Source organism: Alphaproteobacteria bacterium (assembly GCA_018063245.1).
Taxonomy (GTDB): domain Bacteria; phylum Pseudomonadota; class Alphaproteobacteria; order JAGPBS01; family JAGPBS01; genus JAGPBS01.
On record JAGPBS010000001.1, the window covers coordinates 1 to 24,940 of the forward strand.

The window sequence follows — 24,940 nt, forward strand, 5'->3', positions numbered from 1 at the left end:
CTGATTTTAGGTGTTGTTCGTGCGTTAGCGTGTAATTTTATTTGCATTTGCGTATCCTCTGATGACTAAATAATTTATACCTAATAGCACATTACAAGAGTCTTGGCAATCATCCGTTACTATACACCGCGGGGGTGACAAAATGAGGAGCAGGGGTGATAAAGTGAGGAGCGGGAATGACAAAGAAGAAGACGGGAATAAGAAGTAATTGATAAATATCAATTACTTCTTTGATTTTGGAAATGCGAAATGATTCAGTTTCATATTGCCTGCCTCATCCAGTGTAAAATCATATTCTCTTTCTGATGGCTTGCGCACGCCTTCTTGCGGAATACCAATTTCTCTCATGAGTTTCAATGTGATCAGCGTCGAGAAGAGGCCAAAATCAGGATTTTGAATTTGCGCTGCTGTGAGTTGATGAATAAAGCTATCGATATCTTTTACGGTAAAGTTCGCTTGAGCTGTCATGTCCCGCTCGGCCAGGGGTTTGAAATTGAAATTGCCTTGGCCAATTAGCTTAAAGACGTCATTTTCATAAAGAGCTCTATTGATTCTAAATTGGGTGCCTGCTTGCTTCATAGCTTTGATGAATGGAGGCAGGCTCCAATCGAGATTGATTTTATTGCCAGGCAAATGGGAGTCAACAAGAAATTGCCGAACAGCTGTCCAGAAAGCGGTTTGGGGAATTTTCTCTCCTGTTATATTGAACATCACAACTTCAGGGAGAATATTTTTGGGTAATGAGGGGTTGAGAAGATGCGGGTTATCAAGGCGGAATCCGACAAGTAAGCCAAACTGATTTTGATCGAGGTTCTGGAGATCGATATGTTGTTCAAGATTTTCAAAAGTTAAATCGTATTTTTCAATCTGATGATTCACAGTCACGTTTTTTAACGAAAACTGGACGTGTAATCCGTTGATAGAAGGCTCGAGCCTCTCTAGATTTTGATGCTGTACTTGCGCTTCGTCCTGGTTCCATTCAGCAAGGCCCATTGGCTTTAAGAGGCTCAAGTAAGTAATGAGCTCGAAGATATTTTGGTAGTGATCTTTCGACATGCCTTCTGATCTCGAGATAATTTTGAATTGATCCACTTTGATGGAGGGGAGCGTTTTACTCTCATGATGCCAGAGTTTTGTGATGTCGTAGACGAGAGAACTTTTAAGAGACTGAGGCCTGAGAGATTCAATTTTTTCTGAGATTGTGAGGCCCTCAATCTCTAAAAGAGGCTGTTTGAGTGCATCTGTTATATCAAAGGCTTTTGATCCTAGAGTCAAAGATGAGACAGCCTTTTGGCTGTAATCCCAGTCGCCTTCAAGGGTGCCTTGATGAATGTGAATCTCTCCAGTCGGAACATCACTCTCACCCAAAATTTTGATTGTACCAGGCAGCAGTGCTTTAAAGTGAAATCCTTTTTGATCTGCATGCTTTTGGCAATTGATTGAAAATTGCCCAAGTCGAATCTTATGGGTGACTTTGCCGGAGGTAACTTGGTTGGCTGGGATCAGATAGAGGTTTGCAATATCGAGCGTATATTGATCTTTCCCAATCTCTCTGACGTCAATTGTGCCTTCGGTTTGAGGAGCGTACTCAGACGGCAGAATGGGCGTGACTGCTTTTAAAAAGGAGGGGAGATCAACCACTTCCTTTTTGAAATCATCAAGGTCATAGGCCAGGCCTTTGACAGAAAAAAGAATGAGAATGCTGAGCGTGATAGCAAAAAAATGTTTTTTGATCATGTGGAAGGCTCATTTTCTTTTTTGGCATAAAGCATGTAATTGATGGAAAGATCTTTGGGGTTTAATGAAAAACGGTCGCTTAAAGGCGAGTAAGTAATGCCCATGAGGTTTTGAACTTTTAAGCCATTGCCTTGAATTTCAGCGATGAGTTCTGAGGGTTTCAAAAACTTTTGCCAGCTATGTGTTCCTTTTGCAAGCCATCTTAAAACATATTCAGCGCCGATAATGCCAAAGAGATATGATTTCGCTGTTCTATTTAAGGTTGACATGAAAAGCAATCCATCCTTAGCAACCAATTGGCTGATGGAAGTGATAAAGAAGGAAACATCATCCACGTGCTCCACAATCTCCATAGCAAGCACAATGTCGAATCGTTTTTTGCCTTTGAGCATGTCTTCAGCCGTTTTGTGATGAGAGGTGATATCAAGCCCCATTTGTTCAGCATGGAGCTTTGCTATTTTGATGTTTCTTTCTGCGGCATCAATGCCAATAACCTCAGCGCCTAATCTTGCAAATGGTTCTGATAAAAGGCCGCCACCTGAGCCAACATCTAAGATGGTAAGGCCTTGAAATGGTTTATCTTTTGTAAGATCGCGATTGAATTCTGTTGCAATGACTTTTGTCATGTAATCAAGACGCACAGGGTTAAATTTGTGCAGAGGAGCAAATTTTCCTTTAGGATCCCACCAACTTTCAGCTAAAGAATTGAAAAATGAAATTTCATTCTCATTCGCTGTTGTTTTTTTTTGTTTTGCCATATAATCTTGAGGAGTCATCTTAATTTGTTAATCCTTGAAGTTAGTTCACAGTTTACTGCAAAGTATCGTACATGAAAAGACTTGTTTTAAAATTCGGCGGCACATCGATGGCATCAATGCCTCAAATCAAAAGAGTTGCCCAAAAAATCGCTCACGAATATCAAACACATAAAGAGATATGCGTTGTTGTCTCTGCTATGGCAGGCGTTACAGATGAATTGGTTCAGCTTTGTTCTGAGGCTAGTCTTTTGCATGATACAAAAGAGTATGACTCAGTTGTCTCAACAGGGGAGCAAGTCTCAGCTGCCCTTCTTTCCATGTGTTTACAACAGCTTGGACTCATGTCACGATCATGGCTTGGGTGGCAAATACCGATCATCACGAATGATCATCATGGCTCTGCACATATTCAGAGAATTGAAACGGCTCATTTAGAAGAGGCCTTTCAAGAGCAGGAAATCGCTATTGTCTCAGGTTTTCAAGGCGTGACTCAAAAAGGAAGAATCACAACGCTTGGACGCGGCGGCTCAGATGTTTCAGCTGTTGCACTCGCTGCAGCTTTGGGTGCTAGCAGATGTGATATCTACACTGATGTTGATGGTGTTTATACAGCCGATCCACGGATTGTGCCCCAAGCTCAAAAGATCAATCAAATCTCCTTGTCCGAAATGCGCATGCTTGCCTATATGGGCGCGAAGGTTTTACACCCGCGATCAGTTGATCTTGCAGATCGGCATTCTGTTTCAGTTCAGGTTCTTTCAACATTCTCAGACAGGATTGGGAGTGAAATGCCAGGTACCTTGGTGATTCCAGATGACCAATCGGCTTCCCTTTCACGTATTTCAGGCGTTGCTCAATTGCGTGCTCTTCATGTTGTGCGCTTCAATTTGACAGCCGGTGATAATGCATTTTTAGAAGGGTTTCTTGACCGTTTGAGACAAAATCATGTCACGATATTGTCCCTGAATGAAAGGGTTTTACATGATAAACTCACTGTGACAATTGGCTTCTTATCAAAAGATTTGCCTAAAGTTGAAAAGATATTACAGAATTCAAAGAGAGATCTTGGCTCAAAATCATATGAAATCTTGCTTTCTTATGCAAAAGTGTCTATTATAGGGATGCATTTGGCCAGAAAAGCTGAGTATATTGAGCGATTTATTAATTTATTTCATGAAAAAAAGATTTCTTATCTTCATTTTTCATTTTCTGACCAGAATTTAACAGCTCTTATCCCTGAAGATTATGTCGAGCTTGTTGTAAGAAGCTTGCATCAAGGGTTCGAACTTGATAAAAGTATAAATGAAACGTCGTTGTTATTACAGGATGAACAAAGTGGATATGCAACAAAAATTAGATAGGCTCTGGAAACGTGGTACTGATTTCCTAGGGTGTGAGTATGCAATTTTAGGTGGGGCCATGACGTGGGTTTCTGAGCGTCATTTGGTCTCAGCGATTTCCAATGCGGGTGGTTTCGGGATTCTAGCCTGTGGTGCGATGACTCCAGATTTGCTGAGTCAAGAAATTGCAGCCACAAAAGCGCTCACAAAAAAGCCATTTGGTGTGAACTTAATCACAATGCATCCAGACATTGAGAAATTAATCGAGGTTGCAGCATCGCATCAAGTTGGTCACATTATTTTGGCAGGCGGCTTGCCTTCTGCGCGTCAAATTGAAGCTGTAAAAGCCTCAGGTGCAAAGTTGATTTGCTTTGCCCCAGCTCTGGTAATTGCAAAAAAGCTCCTTAAAATGGGAACAGATGCTTTTATCATTGAAGGGATGGAAGCGGGTGGTCATATTGGATCTGTGTCAACATCTGTTCTTGCACAAGAAATTCTGCCAGAAATTCGTGATGTGCCGGTTTTTGTTGCTGGTGGTATTGGTCGCGGAGAGGCAATTTTATCTTATCTTGATCAAGGTGCTGCAGGTGTTCAGCTGGGAACCCGTTTTGTTTGTGCCTCTGAATCAATTGCACATCCACAGTTCAAAAATGCATTTATCAAGTCTCATGCCCGTGATGCGCAGACTTCAGTTCAATTAGACCCAAGATTGCCTGTAATCCCTGTGAGAGCTATTAAAAACAAGGCATCGCAAGCCTTTTTGGATAGGCAGCGTGAAATTGTCAAACAGCTTGATGATGGATTGCTTGAGTTAAAAGAAGCACAGCTTGCTGTTGAACATTTTTGGGCAGGATCTCTACGCCGCGCCGTTGTCGAGGGTGATATTGAAAATGGTTCTGTAATGGCAGGGCAATCTGTTGTTTTTGTGACAGAAGAGCAGCCTGTTGAAATAATCATCAATGACCTGCGCGCGCAAATCCATAGCGCTTTGATGCAAAGAGCTGCGTAATACCAATCGCCATTTTAAATGATCATTAAAAAGTGCTTTTTGATATTCAAGATTCGATTTATTAAAAAAATGTTTACATTTAAATAGTTTTTGTTATATACTGACCTTAAGGGCAGTAATATGCCTTTTTTATTTTTAGAGGTGAGTATGTTTCGGAGAGTTGTGAGTCTGTTAGGGCTGTTACTGGGTATTTGTGTTTTATTTGCTCCATCAAGTCTGGCGATCCTAGAAAAGAAACCAATGAAGATGGTTGACTATATTCTGGTTGAAAAAAAGAAGCGTCGTATGACACTCTTTTCGCAGAATGAAAAATTGAGAGAATATCAGATTGCCTTGGGATTTAATCCTGTTGGGCATAAGCAGAAAAAGGGTGATGGGAAAACGCCTGAGGGAATCTATACGATTGCCAAAAAGAATCCCAAAAGTGCTTTTTATCGGACACTGAAGATTTCTTATCCGAATGATCAAGATCGAGCAAAAGCACGCAGCAAAGGTGTTTCACCTGGTGGCGATATCATGATTCATGGCCTCAAGCATGGGAGAGTTGGTAAGAAACATCTCCAGTGGGACTGGACCCATGGCTGTATGGCTCTCACTAATGAAGAAATGAGAGAGATCTATGATTCGACAAGAGTCGGGACTGTGATTGAGATTCGGCCTTAGTCATTATCAAGACTTTTGAACGTTGTCATTATGCGTCACTCAGAGGGCTCCCACAGGAGCCCGTGGAGTCTTTGCGATATATCAAGAATAATTATTCTTAGTCATTATATTGATGAGATTCCACACCACCTCTTGGGGAGGTGGCTCTGAATGACGGTATGGATGGTACGTGCTCGTCATTGCGAGCCCTTTAGGGCGTGGCAATCTACTTATTTAGTTTGATGAGATTGCCACGTCAGCTCCGTCTTCGCTCCGCTACGACGAGGCTTCCTCGCAATGACGTTCTTTTTCCTTGCCTTATTATTGGCGTCCATATATGACGGGTGAGTGAATCGGCTATGTGACCTATAAAGGTAAAGTAATCTTGACTCTAAGGCCGCCTTTAGGACTATCAGAGAGTTTGATATCGCCGCCGTGTGAGAGAATAATATCGCGTGTGATCGGAAGGCCAAGGCCGATGTTGCTATTTCTTTTTATAGAATCAGTGCTTGCAAGGCGAACGAAGGGTTTAAAGACACTCTCTCTATCTTGTTTAGGGATGCCTGGACCATTGTCATCAATGTAAATGATGAGAAATTGAGTGAGCTTCTTTGTGCGGAGCCAGACGGTATCGCCATAGTCAAAACCGTTGTTGATGAGGTTAATGAGGGCGCGTTTGAGCGCATTCGGTTTGATTGGCATTTTAAAATCAAGATCCGGACTCTCATCTGATGAAAAAATGAACTTGCGATGTTGACGTTTCACTTGCGAGGTCAAATCTGTTAGAAAGTTTGAGATTTTGACGGATTGATTTTCCTCTGTGCCTTCTCCTTTTGCAAAGGTGAGATAGGCATTGATCATCTCTTCCATATCGATAATGTCATGATCGATTTCAGAGACATATTTGTCGATATTCTTTTTAGAGGCTTGGCTTGATTTGATCATCTCAAGGGCAAGATTCATGCGCGTGAGGGGGGTTCTTAAATCGTGTGAAACACCAGCGAGCATTTCAGTTCGTTGCTGAATTTGCTGTGTGATTCTTTGTTTCATTTTAATGAATGCATTGGCAGCCTGCCGAACCTCAAGGGCGCCTTTGGGCCTGAAATTTTTATCATCGCGGCCTTTACCAAAATTGTCAGCCGCATTGGCAAGGCGAATAATAGGCCTGATTTGATTGCGCAAGAAGATGATTGCGATGGTGAAAAGAATGATGGATGAACCAATCATCCAGACAATGAAAATATAGGTTGTTGAGGTTGAAAGACGTCTTTTATGGATGTCAAAAATCAAAATACCATCTTTGACCTGAACGCTAATGAGCATGTGATCTTGCTTTGATTTTGCATCAATTGCGTAGTTTGCATCGAGAGAAGATTCGAGTGCATTGCTGAGGATTTGGGTTGTGAGCGATGGGTAGGTTCTGATTTTATTTTTGAGCTTTAATTTTTTTTCATATTGCACTTTGATTTTGAAAAATTTTTCAATTTGATCGAACAGTGGTTTTGAGGATTGAGGATTTGGCAGTTTTTCAAATTCAGAGATTGTATATTCAATTTCTGTAATAAGATGTCCTGCTAATTTTTGAGTGAGTGTTTCCACATGACGAACATAGAAAACATAAGTTGAAATGAGCTGCAGTAAAATAAGTGGAACAATAATGATGAGTAGCGCTCTTTTAAAAAGAGTGCGAGGTATAAAGGCCTTTAATTTTGAGAATGGATCATAAGGTTGGGACAAGCAGAAGGTATCCTTTGTTGCGAATTGTTTTGAGGTAGTTAGGGTGCTTTGGGTCATCGCCAATTTTTTTACGCAAACGCGTGACTAGAATGTCAAAGGAGCGTGAGAAATAATCTGTTTGAAAAGCATTTGACAAGAGATCACGCGAGACCGGTTCTCCATTTTTCTCCCAAAGAATATGCAGAAACTTTGATTCCGTTTGGGTGAGGGGAATTTCAATCTGATCAATGAGCAGCTTTTGTTGCCCTGGGGAGAATTGCCAGAGGCCTTTTTTCAAGAAAAGATTTGTGTGCGGTGCTTTTGTTTGATTCTGCCTTTTCAGAATCGATTTAATGCGGAGCAATAGTTCTTTCGGGTCAAATGGCTTTGCCAGATAGTCATCAGCGCCTTTCTCAAGGCCAGTGATTCTGTCTTCCGTATTGCCTCTAGCGGTCAATAGAAGGATCGGAACATCATTGTGGAATTTGTTCCGGATTTCATCTGTGAGTGAAAGACCATCTTGTCCAGGCATGGTGATATCCATAATGATGAGATCAAATCTTTGGTCTTTCAGAATTTTTTTAGCGGCATTTGCATTTTCTGCCGTTGTGACTAAGTAATCGTGATCAGAGATATAAGTGTGCAGCAGATCTCTCAATCTTTCATCATCATCAATAATTAAAATCGAAAAGTCTGACATGTTGTCTTTCCTTGCTAAATATGATACTTCTGCTGTAATGATGCGTAGCTTTTCATCATGATAGGAAGGTAAGTTTTGCACTCGTTATATATCATATTTGCTGTAGGTTGCTTGTAAGTATGTGAGGTGAGATTGCGATTTTCCATCATTTTTAACCATACTGTTTCATCGTCGATCAATTTGAGAGCAAAGGATTGTTGAAAAGTTGCTCGAGGAGATTGAACCTCGATCCCTTCTTGATAGCAGATTTTTTTGAGCATTTTCCAATAAAGTTTAAAGCTATATTCAAAAATTTGAATTGTTGCTTCTGTTAGATAAGGGTGTTTATCTTTATCCATTTGTGAGACATCTTGAAATTTCTCAAGAGCTTCGCCTAGGTCTAAAAAGAGTTCGTACCAGTCATAATTATTCTCAACTCTTTTAAAGAGAACAGACTTTGTTTTTTCAATGTCAGCTTTTAGGGCAGAATCTTTCAGTTGATCAAACCTGAGGCAGTCAATTTTTAAGAGAGTATCAGCAGAATCAATAATATTTCGAATATTTTGCCATTCTTCGCTTGTGGCCTTTGGACAGAGAATAGCCAAATCGATATCAGATCGTTCAAGAGATGTGTTTTTGGATCTTGAGCCAAATAACCATATTTCATTTACATAGGGAAGGCTTCGGAGACGATAATAGAATTCATATTGTTTGATAGAATGCATTATTTTTTCCTTTTTAGAGTTGGTGACTCTGTCATTTCTTGATCAGGGCAGACGTCAAGGAGTCGGATGCCTCTGACAGTTGTTTGATCTGGATCTTTGTATTGTGCCAGATAATCTTCTAATAAAACATCTACAACTTGTTTAGGCTCATTTGAGGTTGCATGACGGAAACGAACTTGTCCATCATAGGCTCTGATTGTAAAACCAAGATGAGAAATCACAAGATCAGTTCCTGTGGACTCTTTCATGTTCCAATTGGGTCTGACAATCCAGAGGATTGTTCCTGTTTCGAGGAGTTTCAGTTTTTCAGGATTTTGGAGAAGATCTTGAATCGATAAGTAAGGGCAGGAAACGTTTTCACCTTTTAAACAATCGGGCATTTGATTATCATCTATCATTTTTTGAAGGAGGGCATCCCATTCTTCGCGTGAGTTAACTTTGTATTCTTTTTTGAGCTCATCAAAATGGGACTTTTCAAAAAAGCCCTTTGGGTCAGCAAAGGATTCAGCATGGTGAACTTGAATTTGCATTTGCTCTGCATAGCGTTCGGTTACGTCTTTGACAAGGCCTTTTTTGATATTTTCAGGAATCCAGCTTTGTTCAACAATATGATGACGACGTACGAAACCAACTTGCGCATCTTTATATCGAATTTGGTCCATTACACTCCGAATATTTTTCTCAGAAGCCTTGCGTGAGAAAGCAAGGACTGTCTCAACATAAGTGACACAATCAAACCCATCGTAACGGATTCTGCGGTCAGAATCATTTAATGGATTCTCAACATAAGGTTTTCCAAGATACTGAGAGCTAAGTAATTCAATATCACTGCGTATTGAATCTGATGTTTTTTGTGTTGGCATTGAAAATAATCCTTGAATTGTTTTGTAATCGTTGTATATTTCAGTAGGAGGCTTGGTTCTCATTTTAAATAATCTTCTCACTTAAGTATAGATGATCGGGGTCATGAAAGTAAATACACCTTCAATGATTAAAATTAGACACCTGGATGATAAAGGTGAATGTGTGCCGGGGCCGCTTCCTCAGACACGCAAAGTGAGTGGGAAAAATCATCATCATCAAAAAAGTTACGAGTGGATTCATCTGGAATCTCTGGATGAAGAAAATATTGCATGGCTTGAAGCAGAATCTAACATTCCGAAAGATATTCTGGAAAGCTTTATTACTGAGGACAGCCGGGCACGTTTAACGATATTTCCTGAAGGGATCTTTATTGTTTTAAAAGCTCTCAATTATGATCCGGGCCATGATATCGATGAAATGGCATCGATTCGTCTTTGGATTGATGATAATAAGCTGATTTCATCCCGCGTTCACAGAACAGGGACCTTTGAATACATAGAAGATAAGATTCGCCATAATAAATCGCCCAAGTCAATCGGGGAGATCATCATTATGATCGTCCAGAAGATTTATGATGAAATGGAAGAAACCATTCATGGTCTTGATGACAAGATTTATAAGATTGAGCAAAAGCTTCTTGATGATGAGGCTGATTATGAGCCTGGCGATTTTATCTCGTACCGCTTATTGAGTATTAACTTGCGTAAGAACTTGGTGCCTGAAATGTCTGTGCTGCATGGTCTTGCGAATAGTGAGTTGACTTTTTTATCAAAGCAGCAGCGTTTGGTTCTAAAAGAACATACAGAATATTTCACTAAGCTGTTAGAGACTCTAAATACTTGCCGCGAGCGTTTGCACTATATCCAAGACGAGCGCGCAAATAAACTAACACAAAAAGTGAACTACAACATTTATGTGCTGTCAGTGATTACGGTTTTCTTCTTGCCACTCACCTTCTTTACAGGCCTATTAGGGATGAACTTGGCAGGTATCCCAGGAGCAGGCTCAGATAGCTCCTTTATATTCTATACCCTGATTCTTGTTGCATTAGGCCTCGTTGAGCTATGGATATTGCGCAAAATTAAATGGGTGTAAGCAATACCAGACGCCATTTTGAAATTCTACTGCTTCCTCCTACGCACTGCGTGCTTCGGTGGACAGGTCACTCGTTGCTTACCTGACGCTGATTCATTCATTTGAGAGCAGTTATATTGGGCAATATACATCATCGTCATCGCTGTAAAGGTCACGTAATTCGTTGATGAAAAGATTAAATTCCGTCACTCAGAGGGCTCCTGCGGGAGCCCGTGGAGTCTCTGTAGTCTCTCAAAAGAAATTGCACTCAGTTGTTAATTAGATGAGATTCCACGTCACCCCTTTTGGGGGTGACTCTGAATGACGGTTCTCAAATTATGAGTTAATCTCATTATGTATCGGATCTCTATCTAAAAAATTAAATGGGTGTAAGACACGCTATACACCCATTTAATTTTTTAAACCAAAATCTTGTGATTTTGGTGATATCTTTCGTTTCCTAATCTTTAACTCCCATGAACATGTGCACAACAATACCGCCCACCATAAACACAACAGCCATTGCAAGAAGCCAAACAACTGTTAAGCCAAAGGCGTGGACAGACATTGTATAGTCAAAAAGACCATAAGCCGCAAATAACAACCAGACATAGAAGCCAAACATGACACCCTTCATTATACCATGATGATCAACAGCATGATGAAAGTGATGATAAAGATATGTATAGACATAACCCATGACGAATGCCGCAAAAGGCATGCCATACATTACCATGGTATCACCTGCGGGACGCATAAAGCTTGCATAATCTGTTAGCATATGTGCGAAGAAGTGGTCAAAGAAGACCCACCACACAACGTAGAACACGAGGCCAAAGCCAAGGCTGGAAAGAACCATTTTACCTACTGGATAGTTGGACATAGAACTCACCCCCTCTCCAAGACCATTGCATAATGCCTCTTTTCGGTGATTTTAGCTTTAAGGCTTGTCTACGCTCCTCAAATATGTCCATATATTCTGCGGTGCTTATCTGCGCCTTTCCTAAAACTCTCTCGAAAATAATCTATTATGCACGCGTCTTTCCCGTTTTCTGGAGGGATTCGATGCTACCATCTCCCCCTCTTAGTTATATTATATATCATTTTTCATAAAATAACAAATATACCCCTTTTTGTATCATGGGTATATCTTTGATTTTTTTGTATGTTTTATGGATTATCGTTTTTTGTAAATGGCTTCGCCATAAGATTGTAGAATTTCTTTAAGTTCTTGATTTTCAAATGTATTTATAGATGAGTTGATAGTGGATTTATCGGCTTCTGAGAGAGGGTTGGTCTTGATTACATTTTGTTTTAGAGGATTATTTTTGAGGCTTTTGGGATTTGTCATGATTTGTTTGAGTTTGATAGATCCGACAGCCTGATACCCCATGTAAGAATTGATTTTATCAATTAGGTAAGGGATTTGATATTGGCATTCTGTTGCAAAGTAAGTTTGGACAGCCAAAGTGACTGTTGCATTGCCTCTTTCGTCTTTCTTGAAATCTATTTTTTCAATCGAACATTTGCTTGCAAAGTCAGTGCCCATGACATTTGGCCAAGCGATAATTAAGTTACCAAAATCAACACCGATCTTTCCCATTGCATTTTTGGCCAATTTTGGCATGATAGTCGATAGAGCTTTCATCTTCTTTCATCATTTTATAGTGTTGTTATCATGAATCACCAGACCGTTGCCTCAGCACTCTTAGATTGGTTTGATCAATCTGGGAGAAGTTTACCATGGCGCGCTCAAAAAGAGCAGACAAAAAATCCGTATTTCATTTGGTTATCTGAAATTATGCTTCAGCAAACAACTGTTGCAACTGTTTATGCCTATTTTAATAAGTTTACTCAAAAATGGCCAACGGTTTTTGATTTGGCAAAAGCTGATATTGATGATGTTTTGAGGGAGTGGGCAGGTCTTGGTTATTATTCCCGCGCTCATAATTTACATAAATGTGCAAAGGTCATTGTCCAAAAATTTGATGGTATCGTGCCGAGTCTTGAAAAAGAACTTCTTGAGCTGCCAGGTGTTGGTCCTTACACAGCAGCAGCCATCTCTGCAATTGCCTATGATCAGCCAAATACAATTGTTGATGGAAATGTTGAAAGAGTGATTTCAAGATTGTTTTTGATTGAAGAGCCTTTGCCAACCGCGAAGCCTTTGATTCGTGAAAAAGCAATGACTTTAACGCCCAAAGTGCGGCCTGGCAATTATGCTGAAGCGATCATGGATTTGGGAGCAACTGTTTGCAAACCTCAAAAGCCCATGTGTATCTTATGCCCTCTACAGTCATTTTGTAAGGCAACAAAAGTTGGTAGACCAGAGGATTATCCAAGGCGTCTACCAAAATCAGAAAGACCTGTGCGAAAAGCAACACTATTTTGGGTTGAGTCGGCAGGGCATATCATTTTGAGAAAAAGACCTTTAAAGGGCCTGCTGGGTGGGCTGTGGGAGTTGCCTTCAACACCGTGGGATACAAAGACATATAAAGCTTATGCTGACAATCCAGATATGGCTCCATTTATGCCCGTTCAAGATGAGGCAATTAAATGGATTGCTCTCGATGGGTTTGTGACACATCAATTTACGCACTTTCAATTAGAGATGACAATTTTGAAAACAACACTGAACAAACGATCTCAAGAACATGAGTGGGTGCATTTGCAAAATCTTGATCAATATGCTCTGCCGACGATGATTCAAAAGGCATTAAAATTTGCAAGAAATTCATACGGAAAGATTGGTTCTTAAGATTTCCTTGACAATTAGGTTAATATCTTATTAAAATGAGTGGCTATTGAACAGGTATTGACCCTAGATAGCCATGTATTTTAGACGGCAATATTGATATTAATTTGAAGGACATCGAAGATGAAAAAGACATTACCAATTTTATTGTTAAGCTCAACCATTTTGATGAGCGCTTGTACAGATTTAGGCACTTATTCTGCATCAAGAGAAATTTACGGTGTTGAGGAATCAGTTTGGTATCAGATGACGCCAGATCAACAGAACCGTGTGATGAATAATTACTTAGCTGAGCAAAAGCGTAAGCAAAGAGCGCTTGAGCGTCAAAGAGAACAAGATCGCCTTTTTAATTTGAAACTTGAAAATGATCGTCTTAGAAGAGAAAAGGAAGATCACAGAAATGCTGAAGCAAGACGTGTAAAGTTTGAAAAAGATGCACTTGAACGTCAAAGAAGAGAGCTTGAAGATGCAAGAAGAGACAGTCAAAGACAAACGAGAGCGAATGAGCATCAAAGACGTGAGTTGATGAGACTGCAAGATCAACAAAGATTTGAAGAGCAACAAAGAGAAAATCAGCGTCGCGTTCAAAGAGAACAACAGCAACAAAATGAAGCAGCGGCAGCTCAAAGGGCACAAGATGAGCGTCGCACAATTGAGCTTCAGCAGAAAGAATTTGATCGCATTGCTCGAGAAAATGCACAACGTCAACAGCAACAGCAACAACAAGTCCAGCAGCAACGTGAAGCAGCAGAAAGAGCTCAAAGAGAGCAAAGTGCTATTGAAAGACAAAGAGTAGAATTAGAGCGCATTGCACGTGAACATGCAGCTCGTCAGCAACAGCAGCAAGCGCCTCCGGCAGCTGCCCAAGCTCCTGCCGCTGGTCAAGATGAAAACCATCAGCTGCTCGAAGAGTCTGAGATGTTTGGCACAATGTTTAAAGAAGAGTAGGATCTGTTAATTTTCCCTCACTCAGAGGGCCCGTGGAGTCTCAGCAATCTCACCATTTAGTCATCCTGAACTTGTTTCAGGATCTGGAGATGCTAAAATAAATTCAGCATGACGAGTTAGGTCTTGATAAGATTCCACGCCACCCTTAAGGGGTGGCTCTGAATGACGATTTTCTAAATTGTTGTTACTGAACGATGAAGGCATATGCAATGACAAAGTGTGCGTTGTTAACAGTTCTTGCCTTTTTAAGATTGTAGCCTTAGGCGCAATCTGCTAGACTGCCTATGGATACCATTCTTCAGCTAATATAGGAATAAAAGCTTTATGTTCAATTACTTAAAGGTCTATAAAGATCCTCGATTGCTCGCTATTGCTTTCTTGGGTATTTCAAGCGGATTTCCTTTGATTCTTGTTGGGGCAACGCTTGATCGTTGGCTTGTTGAAGAAGGGTTGTCAAAAACAGGGATTGGTCTTTTTTCTTTTGTTGCTTTGCCTTACATGCTCAAATTTTTATGGGCGCCTTTAATGGATCACATTCACTTGCCTTATTTTGCCAAAAGATTTGGCCAAAGGCGAAGCTGGTGCGTGCTCTCACAGATTGGATTGTTTTTCTCGGTTGTTTTACTCGGCACCTCAGATCCTGCAAATCATATATTCCAAACAGCTTTTTTTGCCCTACTGGTTGCCTTCTTTAATGCGAGTCAAGATATTGTGATTGAAGCCTTTCGTGTTGAATCTTTAAGCGATCGCCAGCAAGCTGCTGGTGCTGCGAATATTGTTTTAGGTTACAGAATTGGTATGTTGATATCAGGTGCTGGAGCGCTCTATATGGCTGAGTTTCTATCTTGGCAGGCTGTTTATTCACTTGTTGCCTGTGTTAGTTTTGTTGGGATGATCACCATTTTTTATTCTAAAGAACCGGAGGTTTCACCTGATAAGATGATTCGAGAAGAATCTGATTCTATGGGTGGTTTTTTGAAAAAAGCTGTGATTCTTCCTTTTGCGGATTTTATGAAAAAACCTTGTTGGGTATGGCTTTTACTCCTTATTGTTTTGTATAAGGTAGGCGAAGTTTTGCTTGCTAAGATGGCTATGCCTTTCTATACAGAGATTGGTTTTAGTAAGACAGAAATTGCGAGCGTGTCAAAATTTTATGGCCTCTTTGCCACGATTATTGGTGGGTTGATTGGAGGGGCGATTGCAAGTCGCTTTGGTATTTTGCGATCAATGATGATTTGTGGTATTCCTCAGATGTTGACGAACCTTTTATATGTATTGCTTGCATACATTGGTTATGATCTGAAAATGCTGATGATTGCAGTGACGCTTGATAATCTAACAGCGGGGATGGCAACGGCTTGCCTTGTGGCTTTGATGTCACGTCTTTGCACAAAGGGGATTGCAGCCTCGCAATATGCCCTGTTTTCATCTTTCACGGGTATTAGTCATAAATATTTTGGAGCCTTTAGTGGCTATTTAGCTGATCACATGGCTTGGACAACTTATTTCTTGATCACAACCTTTGCTTGTCTTCCAGGTCTTTGTTTGTTGGGGTGGCTGATGGTTAGAAATCACCAGATGCGGTTTTTGCCGGTTGTGATGCCTAGTGCTGAGACCAAAGGGCCTATCACAAGATTTAAATAATTAATCCTTATCGCGGTCATATTTTTGGTAGCGATCTGGTTTTTCAGGAACGCGCTTGTGATAGCGATTTTTGTCTTCATTCCGTTTCTCATTCTGTATTTTTGTATTTTCATCGCTGAGGTAACGACTTTTGTCGCGGCGTCGTTGTTTTTGATCTTCTTCTTTTTGAAGCTCAGCTGGTGTCTTTGGTTTTTCTTTGGGCGCGAATGGGTCATAAGCTTCATAAGGGTTTTGTTTCTCAAACGGATCAGCCACATTGTTATCTTGGATTTCTTGCTCTGCTTCAGGGTCAAGGTCTTCAAGACCGCTTGGATTTTCCTCAGGTGCTTTTTGGGTAGGTATCTCTAATCCACTTGGGTTTTTCTCTTCTGTTGTTTTTGGCGCTGGTTTTTCAAGACCACTTGGATTTTCTTGTTTTGGCTTTTGATCATCTGCTGTTTCATTCGCAAAAAGATTTTGAGCCGTGCTAAAAAAGGTTGTTGCAGTCAGGAAAAGGAATAGGGATTTTTTCATGGGATTGCTCTTCTGGAAAGATGTTAGGCATATTATACAGATGAATCGTATATAAACCATTACCTCTCATAAATATAAACCTTCTGCATTGTCAATCTTTCTTTATTTATTTCTATTAAAATGAAAAAGAGAAAGTCTTTTTAATAAGTGCGGTGCTTGTTCATCGAAGATACGAGGAGGAGAGCCTTATGTTTAGAACGCCATCATTACAGATCACCCATCCTGGATTCCCTTTTCAGATCCCGCAAGTTTCAACTCAGCCAAACATTCAAAGCAGCTGCGCCTTTTTGAGTGATGAAAAATATAAATCTGTTATTAGGGCGACACTAGAGGACGAGGTGTATTTGATTAATGGGTTTTTTGATTTTAATGAGGCGAGTCTAACAGCTTCATCTTCTGTTGTTTGGCGGATTGATTTGCCTTTGATGAATCAAGATATATTGTTAGCCTATGCAATTGCAAAGGGTTTTTGGAGCGAAGAGAGGGATCAAAAAATATATCCTCATGATTTTATAACGATTTGTCAGTTCATACAATCACTTCCGCCTGAACACAAATCATTTGACTTTATTTTCATGCAATGCCCATTTTTTCAGAGCTTCAAAGAAAGAGAGCTTACAATTTTTAATGAGCGGCAGATAGAAGTAAAGCAACGATATGATCAAGATTATAATCATGCGATGGGAGTAGTGTCATTTAATTTGCTCACATTTCTGTGCTTTTTTCCACAAGTCACGCCTGAACCTGAAGGGAGAGAGTCTTATCATCTTGATGTCTTGGAATATACGAAAATATTAGAAGAACTTCGGGCTGTGGCCATGAGCTCAGATAAAAATATGTCAGATAGCGATCTTTTGAAGTGTGAGCGATTGTTTCAATTAAGGGCTTTGCACCTATCAGATCCATTGAATATTTTTGAAACTTTGAAAGAGTCTTATGCTGCAGCTAAAAGCATGGAGAAGGATTTGGTGCCTCGATATTATGTTCCGTTTGAATCACAGAAAGAAGTTGCTTCTGCTGCCTATTTAGAGGTTGTCGCAGAATTATCAACACCTTTTTGTCCTGCAAGACTTGTTGAACAGCATCAGCCAAGAGCCGCTCTTGAATCAAGTGATGATTTAACTTTGACGATGAGTTTTGGGCTGCCGGTGAGTCAAGAGCTTTTGGATAAACAGCTCGCAATGAAGCTCTCTGATGAAGAGCATCAAAAAGAAGCTGACACCCTGGAACAACTTCGAAAAGATGAAGAGGTTGCAAGAGCTCTGCAGCAAGAATTTGATCAGGAGCCCCCAATTGATAATATGAGGTTGTTCAGGCCCTTAATCAATGTTATTAAAACAGTTTTTTTCAAAGAGCCTGAGGATGTTTCATTGTTGAAGACTTACAGTGGTGAGAAACTGAGCGCATTCATAGATTTTGTTTTGTCAGATAAGTCTTATCTTGAAGATCAGGAGGGCGATGTTCTGAATATAAAAGGATATGAGGCTTCATTGTTGCAGTTAAAATCTTATTATTCAGCAGCAGCTTTTGTACCTGAAATTTTAGGACATTTAACAAAAGCACAAGTCATGACAATCTTTCGTTTAAGCGAATCAAATCGGTCTGCAGAGTATAAAATGAGAAAGCTTTTTGCGGAATGGAATCAGGGAGATGAAAAATTACCTGATTTCTTAAGGGAGATTTTGCATTCTATAGATGGGTATATCGTTTATGCAAGGGATGAAGATTTGGCCAATGTGATTGCAGAATTGTTTAACGTCCTTTCATTTGCCCACGTTAAGAATCTACCAAATGTGGTTGCGGAGAGAGACAAGCCTCATTCAGTGCTTTATTATTTGATTCGCATTGCAGCCCTTCAATCTATCTTTGAGTAAAAAACATAGACAAAAAGACGTTATTTGATTAGATTTATTTGTTATCTGTCAATGGTTATGTTTCTTCAAGGGGTTGTAAGGTTATGAAAAAAAGATTTTTTTTATCAGGATTCGTTTGTCTGATTCTTGCTGTTGGTTTTTGGGGATATAACCATTTTTTTAAATCGACAAATGCACGTCTTTCTACAAGTGATACTTTTGCTGCAAAGCGCGTTATGTTTATAGCGCATAGCCTGTCTGTAGGTGGTAAAGGTATTTTTCCAATATATCAAAAAATGAAAGAACAAGGGCATGATGTAAAAATTGTGGCTATTCCTAATTATGGTTACGGAAAGTTAGTCGAGAACATAGATTTACCCTTTTTTGCTCAGTTTGATCAGGCAGACGTCATTTATCCTTGCGGAAAAGAAGAGCCTTACAAAAAATGTGAGAGCTTAGATTCTTATAAGCCGGACTATATTTTCAGTCAGAATCCTTTTAATATTGATGGTTGGGTAAATTCGGTTCTTGATCCATTTTTATTGCGTACGCATCTTAAGACAATGACGCCACATCTGTCTTACATTGTTTATGGTCCTCATCTTTTTCATCAAGTGGCATCGAACCATAAACGATTATCTAAAGATGTTGATCTCGTATTTGTTGACTCAGAGAGTACAAAAAAAATCTATATTGAGGAATATGGTTTTGATGCAGAGCGCGTCATTGTTTCAGGATATCAATCTTATAAAGACACAAAAGAAGCCGTAAAAGGACAAAAGCCAAGTGGACATAAAGAAACAATTTTGTGGATGCCACGTTGGGCTTTGTTTACGTATCATAAAGAAAAGTTTGAAGGGGGATCAACTTTTCTGAACTATCATTTCTTCTTTTATAACTATGCAAAGACCCATCCTGAGATCAATTTTATTATTCGTCCACATATGCTTTTGAAATCTTATGCAGTTGAGGGGCAATTTATGAGCCAGGAAGATTTGGACTGGATCTTGAATAGGTTTAAATCTCTTCCAAATGTTCGGTGGTCAGAGCATGAGACGTCGTCTTTGATTGATGATATCATTGAGTCAGATATTGTGGTGAGTGACGGAACTTCGGCTTTAGCAGAAGTTGTTGTGGCAGATCGGCCTATTATTTATTTAAGCAATGGCTGGGACACTGAATTTAACAGTAATGATTTAGGACGTGAGTTTAAGGACTATCTCTATTTTGCTCACAAGGCAGAGCATATCTTGCGGCATCTTGAAACAATTCGCAAATCTGATTACCTTCCGTATAAAAAAGATAAGCTAAAAAAGCGTGAGGCTTTTAAGAAGAAGCTTGATCCGGTTGAAGATCCTGCTGCTTATATTACGGATTATGTATCTAAGCATTGATTTTTTGATGTCTTTATAGTAAATTATACCTTTCATTGAAAGGAATATTTTTATGATGACACATCAAGCCTATTTTTACGATGACTTACCAAGAGACACTTTGTATGATATTTTAGCACTCCGGAATCGCGTTTTTGCAGTTGAACAACAATGTCTATTTCTAGATGTGGATGGATATGACAAAAAAGCCCATCACTTTTGCTTGTTCGACCAAGATGTCTTAATTGGCTATGTTCGGTTTTTTGCACCAGGCATTAAAGATACAGCAAGTTATTTTGGCAGAGTTGCCATTCATCCGGATCATCGCGGGAAAAAACTTGGGCATCTGTTGGTGGCAGAAGTTTTAAAATCGATGGAGTCTTTGTTTGGAAAGGTTTCTATCAAAATTCAAGCCCAAGCTCAGCTTGAAAATTTTTATCAGACGCATGGGTTCAAGACAATTGCAGAGCCTTATATTTTTGAGGGGATTCCTCATATTGACATGCTACGCGGTGTGTGAGTGACATACAGGAAATCGTCACTCAGAGGGCTCCTAGGAGCCCTCTGAGTGACGGTTCTTAGTTATAGATTTGATTTTTAATGGAGAGAAGTAATGATGAATGTACAGGGCATTTCAGGCCTATCAGATGTGGTGCTGCCAGATGACCCCATGGATCTGTATGAGCTGTCTCAGCAAAGACGCACTGAGGCAGGAGATCAAGTTGCAATTGATGCACTGGATTTATCTGAAAGAGCCGCGCAGCCATACGATGAGCGTGGATTTTTTCTGAACTTGCCAGAGGTTTGCTTGATTCATTTGATGGCTTATTTGATCGTGCCAAGTTTTAGAAATCTTTCTGAAACATCAAAGGAGAGCTGTCAGAAATTGAAGGCAATTTTCATGCCGAAAGATCAATGGATTAATAACTTGACACCACTGAGTATTGGTAAGAGATTTATCTTGGAAAGTCTGGAGCGAAGTCAAAAGGAGCTAGAAGAGAGGCTCCAAATATTTGATCAGGCTCGAATTTTTACGAATGATATTATGGCTGCTGTAGAAATGTCCAGAGGTGGGATTAGGCAGGGTCTCTCTTATGGCGTTTTTGAGGGGAGTTTCTATCGCTTTTCTCTTCATTTGCTTTCAATGATAAAGGCATTTGAGGATTATAACCGAACAGCGCCACAGAATAAGAAGCTGACGCTTAAGGGGATGTTTGACCACTATGCTAAAGACAGACAATCGATTTTGGAAACTGTCGAGAAAGGGGCTGACTATGTCGATCAGATGAGCTTTAGTGGGATCGTTGTTCCGCTTGAATTTGCGAAACTTCAGAGCTTGCCAAAACTTTGGTTTCTCATAGCCAATGGACCATATCTATTTCAAAGCCTTCTTTTTACTTTTGTGCATCTGAAAGAATTGAATTTAGAAGGGGAGATTTACGAGCTGTTGCCTGACATCAAAAATCTAAAACAACTCGAAGTGCTTGATGTTAGAGATAAATTGGAATCATTGCCCTCTGAAATAGGCGAGCTTTCGAGTTTGAGAGAATTGTACTTAATGGATAATAAAAGTCTAGCCACATTACCTGACTCAATCATTCAATTGAAACTTAAGGTGCTTGATATTACGGCGTCGGGCATTCAATTTTTAAATCTCTCAAACCAAATGTGCCTGTGGATTAAAGGGATTGCAGATTTCAAAGGCTACACTCCTGTTGTTAGATTCTCGCCTCGTTATCCTCGAGATTTGGATGATATCTAGGCAGAGTGAAGAAACATCATTGGCGCCGAGAACTGCGCTCCTAACCATGACTGTGTTTGTAAATTATAAAAGCTTTAATGTTTTGAATCCTTCCGACTCTGACCTTGCCATTTTGACGGTTCTGTTTTATGCTCATCTCATCTTATAAAAACAAGAGGGGGTGTTCATGTTTGCCTATTTAAGAGGAAAGTTTTTAGACCGCGATGACAATGGCGTTATTCTGGATGTGAATGGCGTTGGTTATTCTCTCTTTTGTTCCGCTAAAACACAAGAAAAGCTTGGCCAGCTTGGTCAAGAAGCAACTGTCTATGTTGAAACGCATGTGCGCGAAGATCATATTCATCTCTATGGTTTTCATGATAAAGAAGAAAAGCGCTGGTTTAAATTGCTGACCTCCGTTCAAGGTGTGGGTGCAAAGGTTGGTCTTTCTATTTTGAGTGCTCTGACGCCAGCTGAAATTTATAAAAGTATTTTAACGCAAGATAAGGCGATGATCAGCCGAGCTGATGGTGTTGGGCCGAAACTTGCTGCGCGCGTGACCAATGAGTTGAAAGACAAAGTTCAGCAATTTGCAATCAGCGGTATTAGTGAGGCAGATGTTCAGTCTTTTGCGCCAAGTGCTGTGACTGAAGGATTTTTCTCAAGTGCTTATCAAGATGCTCTTTCTGCGCTTGTGAATTTGGGCTATCGCCGTTTTGATGTGGAGCAAATCTTGAGGCAATTTGCGGTTGAAAGCTCAGCAGATGAGAAGAAAGATCTACAATCTTTGATCACAAGAGCGCTTCAAAAGCTATCGTCTGATAAAGTAAGAGGAGGAGCTGCCTAATGGTTGCTGGTTTAAATCCATTTGCGGATCTTGAATCTGATGGGGAGCGCCTCTCTAATCCCAACGTGCTGAGTGAGGATTTTGCAGAAGGCGCCCTGAGGCCTCAGTCCTTAAATGATTTTACAGGACAAAGTCATGCGAAGGAAAATCTAAAAATTTTCATTGAGGCCGCAAAAAGCAGAGGTGAGAGTCTTGATCACGTTCTTCTTTTCGGTCCTCCGGGTCTTGGAAAAACAACACTTGCAAATATTATCAGTAAAGAAATGAACGTTGGGTTTCGCTCAACCTCAGGTCCTGTGATTGCAAGAGCAGGGGATCTAGCGGCTTTGCTCACGAATCTTCAACCAGGGGATGTTCTGTTTATTGATGAAATTCATCGTTTGAGTCCCGCAGTTGAGGAAATTCTCTATCCAGCAATGGAAGATTTTCAACTTGATTTGATCATCGGCGAAGGGCCAGCAGCGCGTTCTGTGCGCATCGACTTGCCAAGATTCACTTTGATTGGAGCAACGACGCGTTCTGGGCTCATCACAAGGCCCTTGCGGGAAAGATTCGGCATTCCGCTTCGTATGCAATTCTACACGCCTGAAGAGCTTCAAAAGATTGTGCAAAGAGCAGCACAACTGTTGTCAATGCCGCTCACTGCTGATGGCGCTTTAGAGATCGCTAAAAGATCGCGTGGAACGCCCCGCGTTTCTGGACGTTTGCTGAGACGCGTCCGTGATATTGCCTCAGTGATGGGTCAAAAGACGATTGGCGCTCAAGAGGCAGATGAGGCTTTGCTGAGACTTGAAGTGGATCCGCGTGGCTTTGATGCGATGGATCATCGCTATTTAGGTTTTATTGCAGATCATTTTGAAGGAGGCCCAGTTGGTCTTGAGACGCTCGCAGCTGCAATGGCAGAGCAGAAAGACGTTTTAGAAGAAGTGATTGAACCCTATTTGATTCAGCAAGGTCTTTTGAACCGGACGCCCCGTGGCCGGGTTTTGACGCGCATTGGGTTTGAATATCTGGGTAAAACCCCGCCTCAGAGTTATGCAAAGTCTCAATTGGATCTCTTGGGAGAAGATGCTGATGAAGAAGCTGCCTGATTATCACTTCCGCATTCATTATGCAGATACGGATGCGGGCGGGCTCGTTTATCATGCTGCCTATCTTGAGATTTGTGAAAGAGCTAGGATGGAATCATTGCATGAAGCTGGGATGGATCTGGTGAATCATCATCAAAAGACAGGCGAGTTCTTTGTTGTGCGTCATATGGTTATCGATTTTTTGAAGCCAGCAAAGTTGGGTGATCTGCTTTTAATTGAAACTTACGTGAAGCTTGTGCAGAAAGCATCATTTGTTTTTCATCAAAAGATTATCAAGAAAAATGAAAATAGTGTTTTATTTGAGGCAGATGTCAAACTTGCTTGCTTGAATTCAATTGGAAAAGCTGTTAGATTATCTGAAAATGTGTTTAATTTATTAAACAAATAGATCAAGATGATAGTGCTCAAAGAGCAAGGAGGAGATAAAAATGGAAACTGTCGATACAGCAGTCAGTGCAATTGAAGGAACAGCTTTGGCTGGATCTGTTGCCACGCGTGATTTGTCAATCTGGGGGCTGATCTCAGGTGCAGACTTTGTGGTTCAAGTTGTGATGTTTTTATTGTTGATTGCGTCAATTTGGTGCTGGGCAATTATTTTTGACAAATGGCGTTTGGTGCGTAAACTCAAAAGACAAGCTGATGAATTTGAACATAATTTTTGGTCAGGCATGTCATTGGATCGCTTGTATGATTCAATTGGTCATAAGGCTGTTGATCCTCTGGCGGCTATTTTCAGTTCAGGGATGAGAGAATGGCGCAGATCATCAGATAAAAAAGTGAGCGAAAGTGAAGAAGTGCGCTTTAGTTTGCGTGAGAGATTAGAGCGCGTGATGCGTCTCACAATCTCAAGAGAAATTACACGTATTGAAAATTCTATGGGTTTTTTAGCGTCAATTGGGTCTGTTGCTCCGTTTGTTGGTCTATTCGGAACCGTTTGGGGAATTATGAACTCTTTGGGTGGCATTGCAGCAGCGAAACAAACCAGCCTTGCAGTTGTAGCGCCAAGCATGGCAGAAGCATTGCTTGCAACAGCTCTTGGTCTTGTTGCAGCGATCCCTGCTGTTTTGGCTTATAATAAATTCAGCCAAGATATTGCGCGCTATGTTGAACGGCTTGATAATTTTTCAGATGAGTTTTTATCTATCGTGTCACGTCATATGGAGGATCAGGTCTAATGGGCATGTCATCATCCGCAGGCGTCTCTAAAGGGAAAAAGCGCTTTAGCTCTTCTTATCGTCCAATGAGTGAGATCAATGTAACACCATTTGTGGATGTTATGTTGGTTCTCTTGATTATTTTTATGGTAACAGCGCCTTTGTTAACGGTTGGCGTGAATGTGAATTTGCCGAAAACACAAGCTTCTGCGATTAGAGATGATTCAGAGCCGCTTGTTGTAACATTGAATGCAAAAGGCAAAATTTTTGTGCAAGAAAAAGAAGTTGAGCTTGATAAATTTATTCCGCTTCTAGAAGCTGTGAGTAAGAATAATCATGATATGAAAATTTTTATCAAAGGTGATAAAACATTAGCCTATCAAGATGTGATGCAAGTGATGGGTAGAATGAGTGCGGCTGGATTCGAAAAGGTTGCTCTTATCGCGGATTTACCAGAGAAGAAGTAGGTTTAGGGAA

The 24,940-nt window shown here is 40.4% G+C and carries 24 protein-coding genes and 1 pseudogene; 16 read left to right on the top strand and 9 right to left on the bottom strand.

Annotated features, from left to right (window positions below; translation table 11 throughout):
* Positions 1-222: 222 nt before the first annotated feature.
* Both KBF71_00005 and ubiG read right to left on the bottom strand, forming a co-directional pair.
* Positions 223-1,737 carry a hypothetical protein gene (locus KBF71_00005; GenBank protein MBP9876702.1) on the bottom strand — a complete coding sequence of 505 codons (1,515 nt, stop codon included), beginning with the start codon at positions 1,735-1,737 and terminating at the stop codon, positions 223-225.
* Positions 1,734-2,495, bottom strand: a complete 762-nt coding sequence (gene ubiG, locus KBF71_00010; protein MBP9876703.1) for a bifunctional 2-polyprenyl-6-hydroxyphenol methylase/3-demethylubiquinol 3-O-methyltransferase UbiG — start codon at positions 2,493-2,495, stop codon at positions 1,734-1,736. The genes KBF71_00005 and ubiG overlap by 4 nt, the downstream gene beginning before the upstream one ends.
* A gap of 71 nt (positions 2,496-2,566) precedes the next feature.
* Between ubiG and KBF71_00015 the strand changes: the two genes are divergently transcribed.
* From KBF71_00015 to KBF71_00025, 3 genes are all read left to right on the top strand, one after another.
* Entirely contained in the window at positions 2,567-3,856 is a 1,290-nt protein-coding gene (locus KBF71_00015) for an aspartate kinase (GenBank protein ID MBP9876704.1), read from the top strand.
* Positions 3,837-4,844, top strand: a complete 1,008-nt coding sequence (locus KBF71_00020; GenBank protein MBP9876705.1) for a nitronate monooxygenase — start codon at positions 3,837-3,839, stop codon at positions 4,842-4,844. The genes KBF71_00015 and KBF71_00020 overlap by 20 nt, the downstream gene beginning before the upstream one ends.
* A 240-nt stretch (positions 4,845-5,084) precedes the next feature.
* On the top strand, positions 5,085-5,507 hold the full coding sequence (locus KBF71_00025) for a L,D-transpeptidase family protein (GenBank protein ID MBP9876706.1): 423 nt from the start codon (positions 5,085-5,087) through the stop codon (positions 5,505-5,507).
* Between the two features lie 345 nt (positions 5,508-5,852).
* Here KBF71_00025 and KBF71_00030 read toward each other — a convergent pair whose 3' ends face one another.
* From KBF71_00030 to KBF71_00045, 4 genes and pseudogenes are all read right to left on the bottom strand, one after another.
* Positions 5,853-7,223, bottom strand: a complete 1,371-nt coding sequence (locus tag KBF71_00030; GenBank protein MBP9876707.1) for a HAMP domain-containing protein — start codon at positions 7,221-7,223, stop codon at positions 5,853-5,855.
* Positions 7,207-7,902 carry a response regulator transcription factor gene (locus KBF71_00035; protein MBP9876708.1) on the bottom strand — a complete coding sequence of 232 codons (696 nt, stop codon included), beginning with the start codon at positions 7,900-7,902 and terminating at the stop codon, positions 7,207-7,209. The genes KBF71_00030 and KBF71_00035 overlap by 17 nt, the downstream gene beginning before the upstream one ends.
* Before the next feature lie 401 nt (positions 7,903-8,303).
* A pseudogene (locus KBF71_00040) lies at positions 8,304-8,609 on the bottom strand (nucleotidyltransferase domain-containing protein).
* The gene (locus tag KBF71_00045; protein ID MBP9876709.1) at positions 8,606-9,469 is read right to left on the bottom strand and encodes a DUF1460 domain-containing protein; all 864 of its coding nucleotides are present in this window, start codon (positions 9,467-9,469) and stop codon (positions 8,606-8,608) included. Before KBF71_00045 ends, KBF71_00040 begins: the two are co-directional and overlap by 4 nt.
* Before the next feature lie 103 nt (positions 9,470-9,572).
* Between KBF71_00045 and KBF71_00050 the strand changes: the two genes are divergently transcribed.
* Entirely contained in the window at positions 9,573-10,565 is a 993-nt protein-coding gene (locus KBF71_00050) for a hypothetical protein (GenBank protein MBP9876710.1), read from the top strand.
* A gap of 439 nt (positions 10,566-11,004) precedes the next feature.
* Here KBF71_00050 and KBF71_00055 read toward each other — a convergent pair whose 3' ends face one another.
* Positions 11,005-11,427, bottom strand: a complete 423-nt coding sequence (locus tag KBF71_00055) for a hypothetical protein (GenBank protein ID MBP9876711.1) — start codon at positions 11,425-11,427, stop codon at positions 11,005-11,007.
* Between the two features lie 294 nt (positions 11,428-11,721).
* Entirely contained in the window at positions 11,722-12,192 is a 471-nt protein-coding gene (locus tag KBF71_00060) for a DUF721 domain-containing protein (protein MBP9876712.1), read from the bottom strand.
* 30 nt (positions 12,193-12,222) lie between these two features.
* On the opposite strand from KBF71_00060, the gene mutY reads away from it, so the two are divergent.
* The 3 genes from mutY (at position 12,223) to KBF71_00075 (ending at position 15,891) form a co-directional block, all read left to right on the top strand.
* Positions 12,223-13,302, top strand: a complete 1,080-nt coding sequence (gene mutY / locus KBF71_00065) for an A/G-specific adenine glycosylase (GenBank protein ID MBP9876713.1) — start codon at positions 12,223-12,225, stop codon at positions 13,300-13,302.
* Between the two features lie 120 nt (positions 13,303-13,422).
* The gene (locus KBF71_00070) at positions 13,423-14,247 is read left to right on the top strand and encodes a hypothetical protein (GenBank protein ID MBP9876714.1); all 825 of its coding nucleotides are present in this window, start codon (positions 13,423-13,425) and stop codon (positions 14,245-14,247) included.
* Between the two features lie 324 nt (positions 14,248-14,571).
* Entirely contained in the window at positions 14,572-15,891 is a 1,320-nt protein-coding gene (locus KBF71_00075; GenBank protein ID MBP9876715.1) for an MFS transporter, read from the top strand.
* Here the strand turns inward: KBF71_00075 and KBF71_00080 are convergent, their stop codons facing one another.
* A complete protein-coding gene (locus KBF71_00080; GenBank protein ID MBP9876716.1) occupies positions 15,892-16,404 on the bottom strand; it encodes a hypothetical protein in 513 nt (170 codons plus the stop codon). It abuts the gene before it with no gap.
* Positions 16,405-16,592: 188 nt separating this feature from the next.
* Between KBF71_00080 and KBF71_00085 the strand changes: the two genes are divergently transcribed.
* The 9 genes from KBF71_00085 to tolR all read left to right on the top strand — a co-directional run bounded on the left by KBF71_00085 (position 16,593) and on the right by tolR (position 24,930).
* Positions 16,593-18,278, top strand: a complete 1,686-nt coding sequence (locus KBF71_00085) for a hypothetical protein (GenBank protein MBP9876717.1) — start codon at positions 16,593-16,595, stop codon at positions 18,276-18,278.
* Between the two features lie 275 nt (positions 18,279-18,553).
* Complete coding sequence (locus KBF71_00090) at positions 18,554-19,651, top strand: hypothetical protein (protein MBP9876718.1); 1,098 nt, start codon at positions 18,554-18,556, stop codon at positions 19,649-19,651.
* Positions 19,652-19,703: 52 nt separating this feature from the next.
* On the top strand, positions 19,704-20,150 hold the full coding sequence (locus KBF71_00095; GenBank protein MBP9876719.1) for a GNAT family N-acetyltransferase: 447 nt from the start codon (positions 19,704-19,706) through the stop codon (positions 20,148-20,150).
* A gap of 93 nt (positions 20,151-20,243) precedes the next feature.
* Positions 20,244-21,392 (top strand): leucine-rich repeat domain-containing protein, encoded by a 1,149-nt coding sequence (locus tag KBF71_00100; GenBank protein MBP9876720.1) that lies wholly within the window; start codon positions 20,244-20,246, stop codon positions 21,390-21,392.
* 166 nt (positions 21,393-21,558) lie between these two features.
* Complete coding sequence (ruvA, locus tag KBF71_00105; protein MBP9876721.1) at positions 21,559-22,218, top strand: Holliday junction branch migration protein RuvA; 660 nt, start codon at positions 21,559-21,561, stop codon at positions 22,216-22,218.
* Positions 22,218-23,309 (top strand): Holliday junction branch migration DNA helicase RuvB, encoded by a 1,092-nt coding sequence (gene ruvB, locus KBF71_00110; GenBank protein ID MBP9876722.1) that lies wholly within the window; start codon positions 22,218-22,220, stop codon positions 23,307-23,309. The genes ruvA and ruvB overlap by 1 nt, the downstream gene beginning before the upstream one ends.
* Entirely contained in the window at positions 23,287-23,697 is a 411-nt protein-coding gene (locus KBF71_00115; GenBank protein MBP9876723.1) for a YbgC/FadM family acyl-CoA thioesterase, read from the top strand. The genes ruvB and KBF71_00115 overlap by 23 nt, the downstream gene beginning before the upstream one ends.
* A 40-nt stretch (positions 23,698-23,737) precedes the next feature.
* Positions 23,738-24,484: a protein TolQ gene (gene tolQ / locus KBF71_00120; GenBank protein MBP9876724.1), complete on the top strand. Its 747-nt coding sequence runs from the start codon at positions 23,738-23,740 to the stop codon at positions 24,482-24,484.
* Positions 24,484-24,930: a protein TolR gene (gene tolR, locus KBF71_00125; protein MBP9876725.1), complete on the top strand. Its 447-nt coding sequence runs from the start codon at positions 24,484-24,486 to the stop codon at positions 24,928-24,930. The genes tolQ and tolR overlap by 1 nt, the downstream gene beginning before the upstream one ends.
* The last annotated feature ends 10 nt before the right edge of the window (positions 24,931-24,940 follow it).

Coding starts and splice junctions, on each gene's coding strand:
- KBF71_00005 (MBP9876702.1), bottom strand. CDS start 1,737: ATGATCAAAAAACATTTTTTTGCTATCACGCTCAGCATTCTCATTCTT.
- ubiG (MBP9876703.1), bottom strand. CDS start 2,495: ATGGCAAAACAAAAAAAAACAACAGCGAATGAGAATGAAATTTCATTT.
- KBF71_00015 (MBP9876704.1), top strand. CDS start 2,567: ATGAAAAGACTTGTTTTAAAATTCGGCGGCACATCGATGGCATCAATG.
- KBF71_00020 (MBP9876705.1), top strand. CDS start 3,837: ATGCAACAAAAATTAGATAGGCTCTGGAAACGTGGTACTGATTTCCTA.
- KBF71_00025 (MBP9876706.1), top strand. CDS start 5,085: ATGAAGATGGTTGACTATATTCTGGTTGAAAAAAAGAAGCGTCGTATG.
- KBF71_00035 (MBP9876708.1), bottom strand. CDS start 7,902: ATGTCAGACTTTTCGATTTTAATTATTGATGATGATGAAAGATTGAGA.
- KBF71_00045 (MBP9876709.1), bottom strand. CDS start 9,469: ATGCCAACACAAAAAACATCAGATTCAATACGCAGTGATATTGAATTA.
- KBF71_00050 (MBP9876710.1), top strand. CDS start 9,573: ATGAAAGTAAATACACCTTCAATGATTAAAATTAGACACCTGGATGAT.
- KBF71_00055 (MBP9876711.1), bottom strand. CDS start 11,427: ATGTCCAACTATCCAGTAGGTAAAATGGTTCTTTCCAGCCTTGGCTTT.
- KBF71_00060 (MBP9876712.1), bottom strand. CDS start 12,192: ATGAAAGCTCTATCGACTATCATGCCAAAATTGGCCAAAAATGCAATG.
- mutY (MBP9876713.1), top strand. CDS start 12,223: ATGAATCACCAGACCGTTGCCTCAGCACTCTTAGATTGGTTTGATCAA.
- KBF71_00070 (MBP9876714.1), top strand. CDS start 13,423: ATGAAAAAGACATTACCAATTTTATTGTTAAGCTCAACCATTTTGATG.
- KBF71_00075 (MBP9876715.1), top strand. CDS start 14,572: ATGTTCAATTACTTAAAGGTCTATAAAGATCCTCGATTGCTCGCTATT.
- KBF71_00080 (MBP9876716.1), bottom strand. CDS start 16,404: ATGAAAAAATCCCTATTCCTTTTCCTGACTGCAACAACCTTTTTTAGC.
- KBF71_00085 (MBP9876717.1), top strand. CDS start 16,593: ATGTTTAGAACGCCATCATTACAGATCACCCATCCTGGATTCCCTTTT.
- KBF71_00090 (MBP9876718.1), top strand. CDS start 18,554: ATGAAAGAACAAGGGCATGATGTAAAAATTGTGGCTATTCCTAATTAT.
- KBF71_00095 (MBP9876719.1), top strand. CDS start 19,704: ATGATGACACATCAAGCCTATTTTTACGATGACTTACCAAGAGACACT.
- KBF71_00100 (MBP9876720.1), top strand. CDS start 20,244: ATGATGAATGTACAGGGCATTTCAGGCCTATCAGATGTGGTGCTGCCA.
- ruvA (MBP9876721.1), top strand. CDS start 21,559: ATGTTTGCCTATTTAAGAGGAAAGTTTTTAGACCGCGATGACAATGGC.
- ruvB (MBP9876722.1), top strand. CDS start 22,218: ATGGTTGCTGGTTTAAATCCATTTGCGGATCTTGAATCTGATGGGGAG.
- KBF71_00115 (MBP9876723.1), top strand. CDS start 23,287: ATGCTGATGAAGAAGCTGCCTGATTATCACTTCCGCATTCATTATGCA.
- tolQ (MBP9876724.1), top strand. CDS start 23,738: ATGGAAACTGTCGATACAGCAGTCAGTGCAATTGAAGGAACAGCTTTG.
- tolR (MBP9876725.1), top strand. CDS start 24,484: ATGGGCATGTCATCATCCGCAGGCGTCTCTAAAGGGAAAAAGCGCTTT.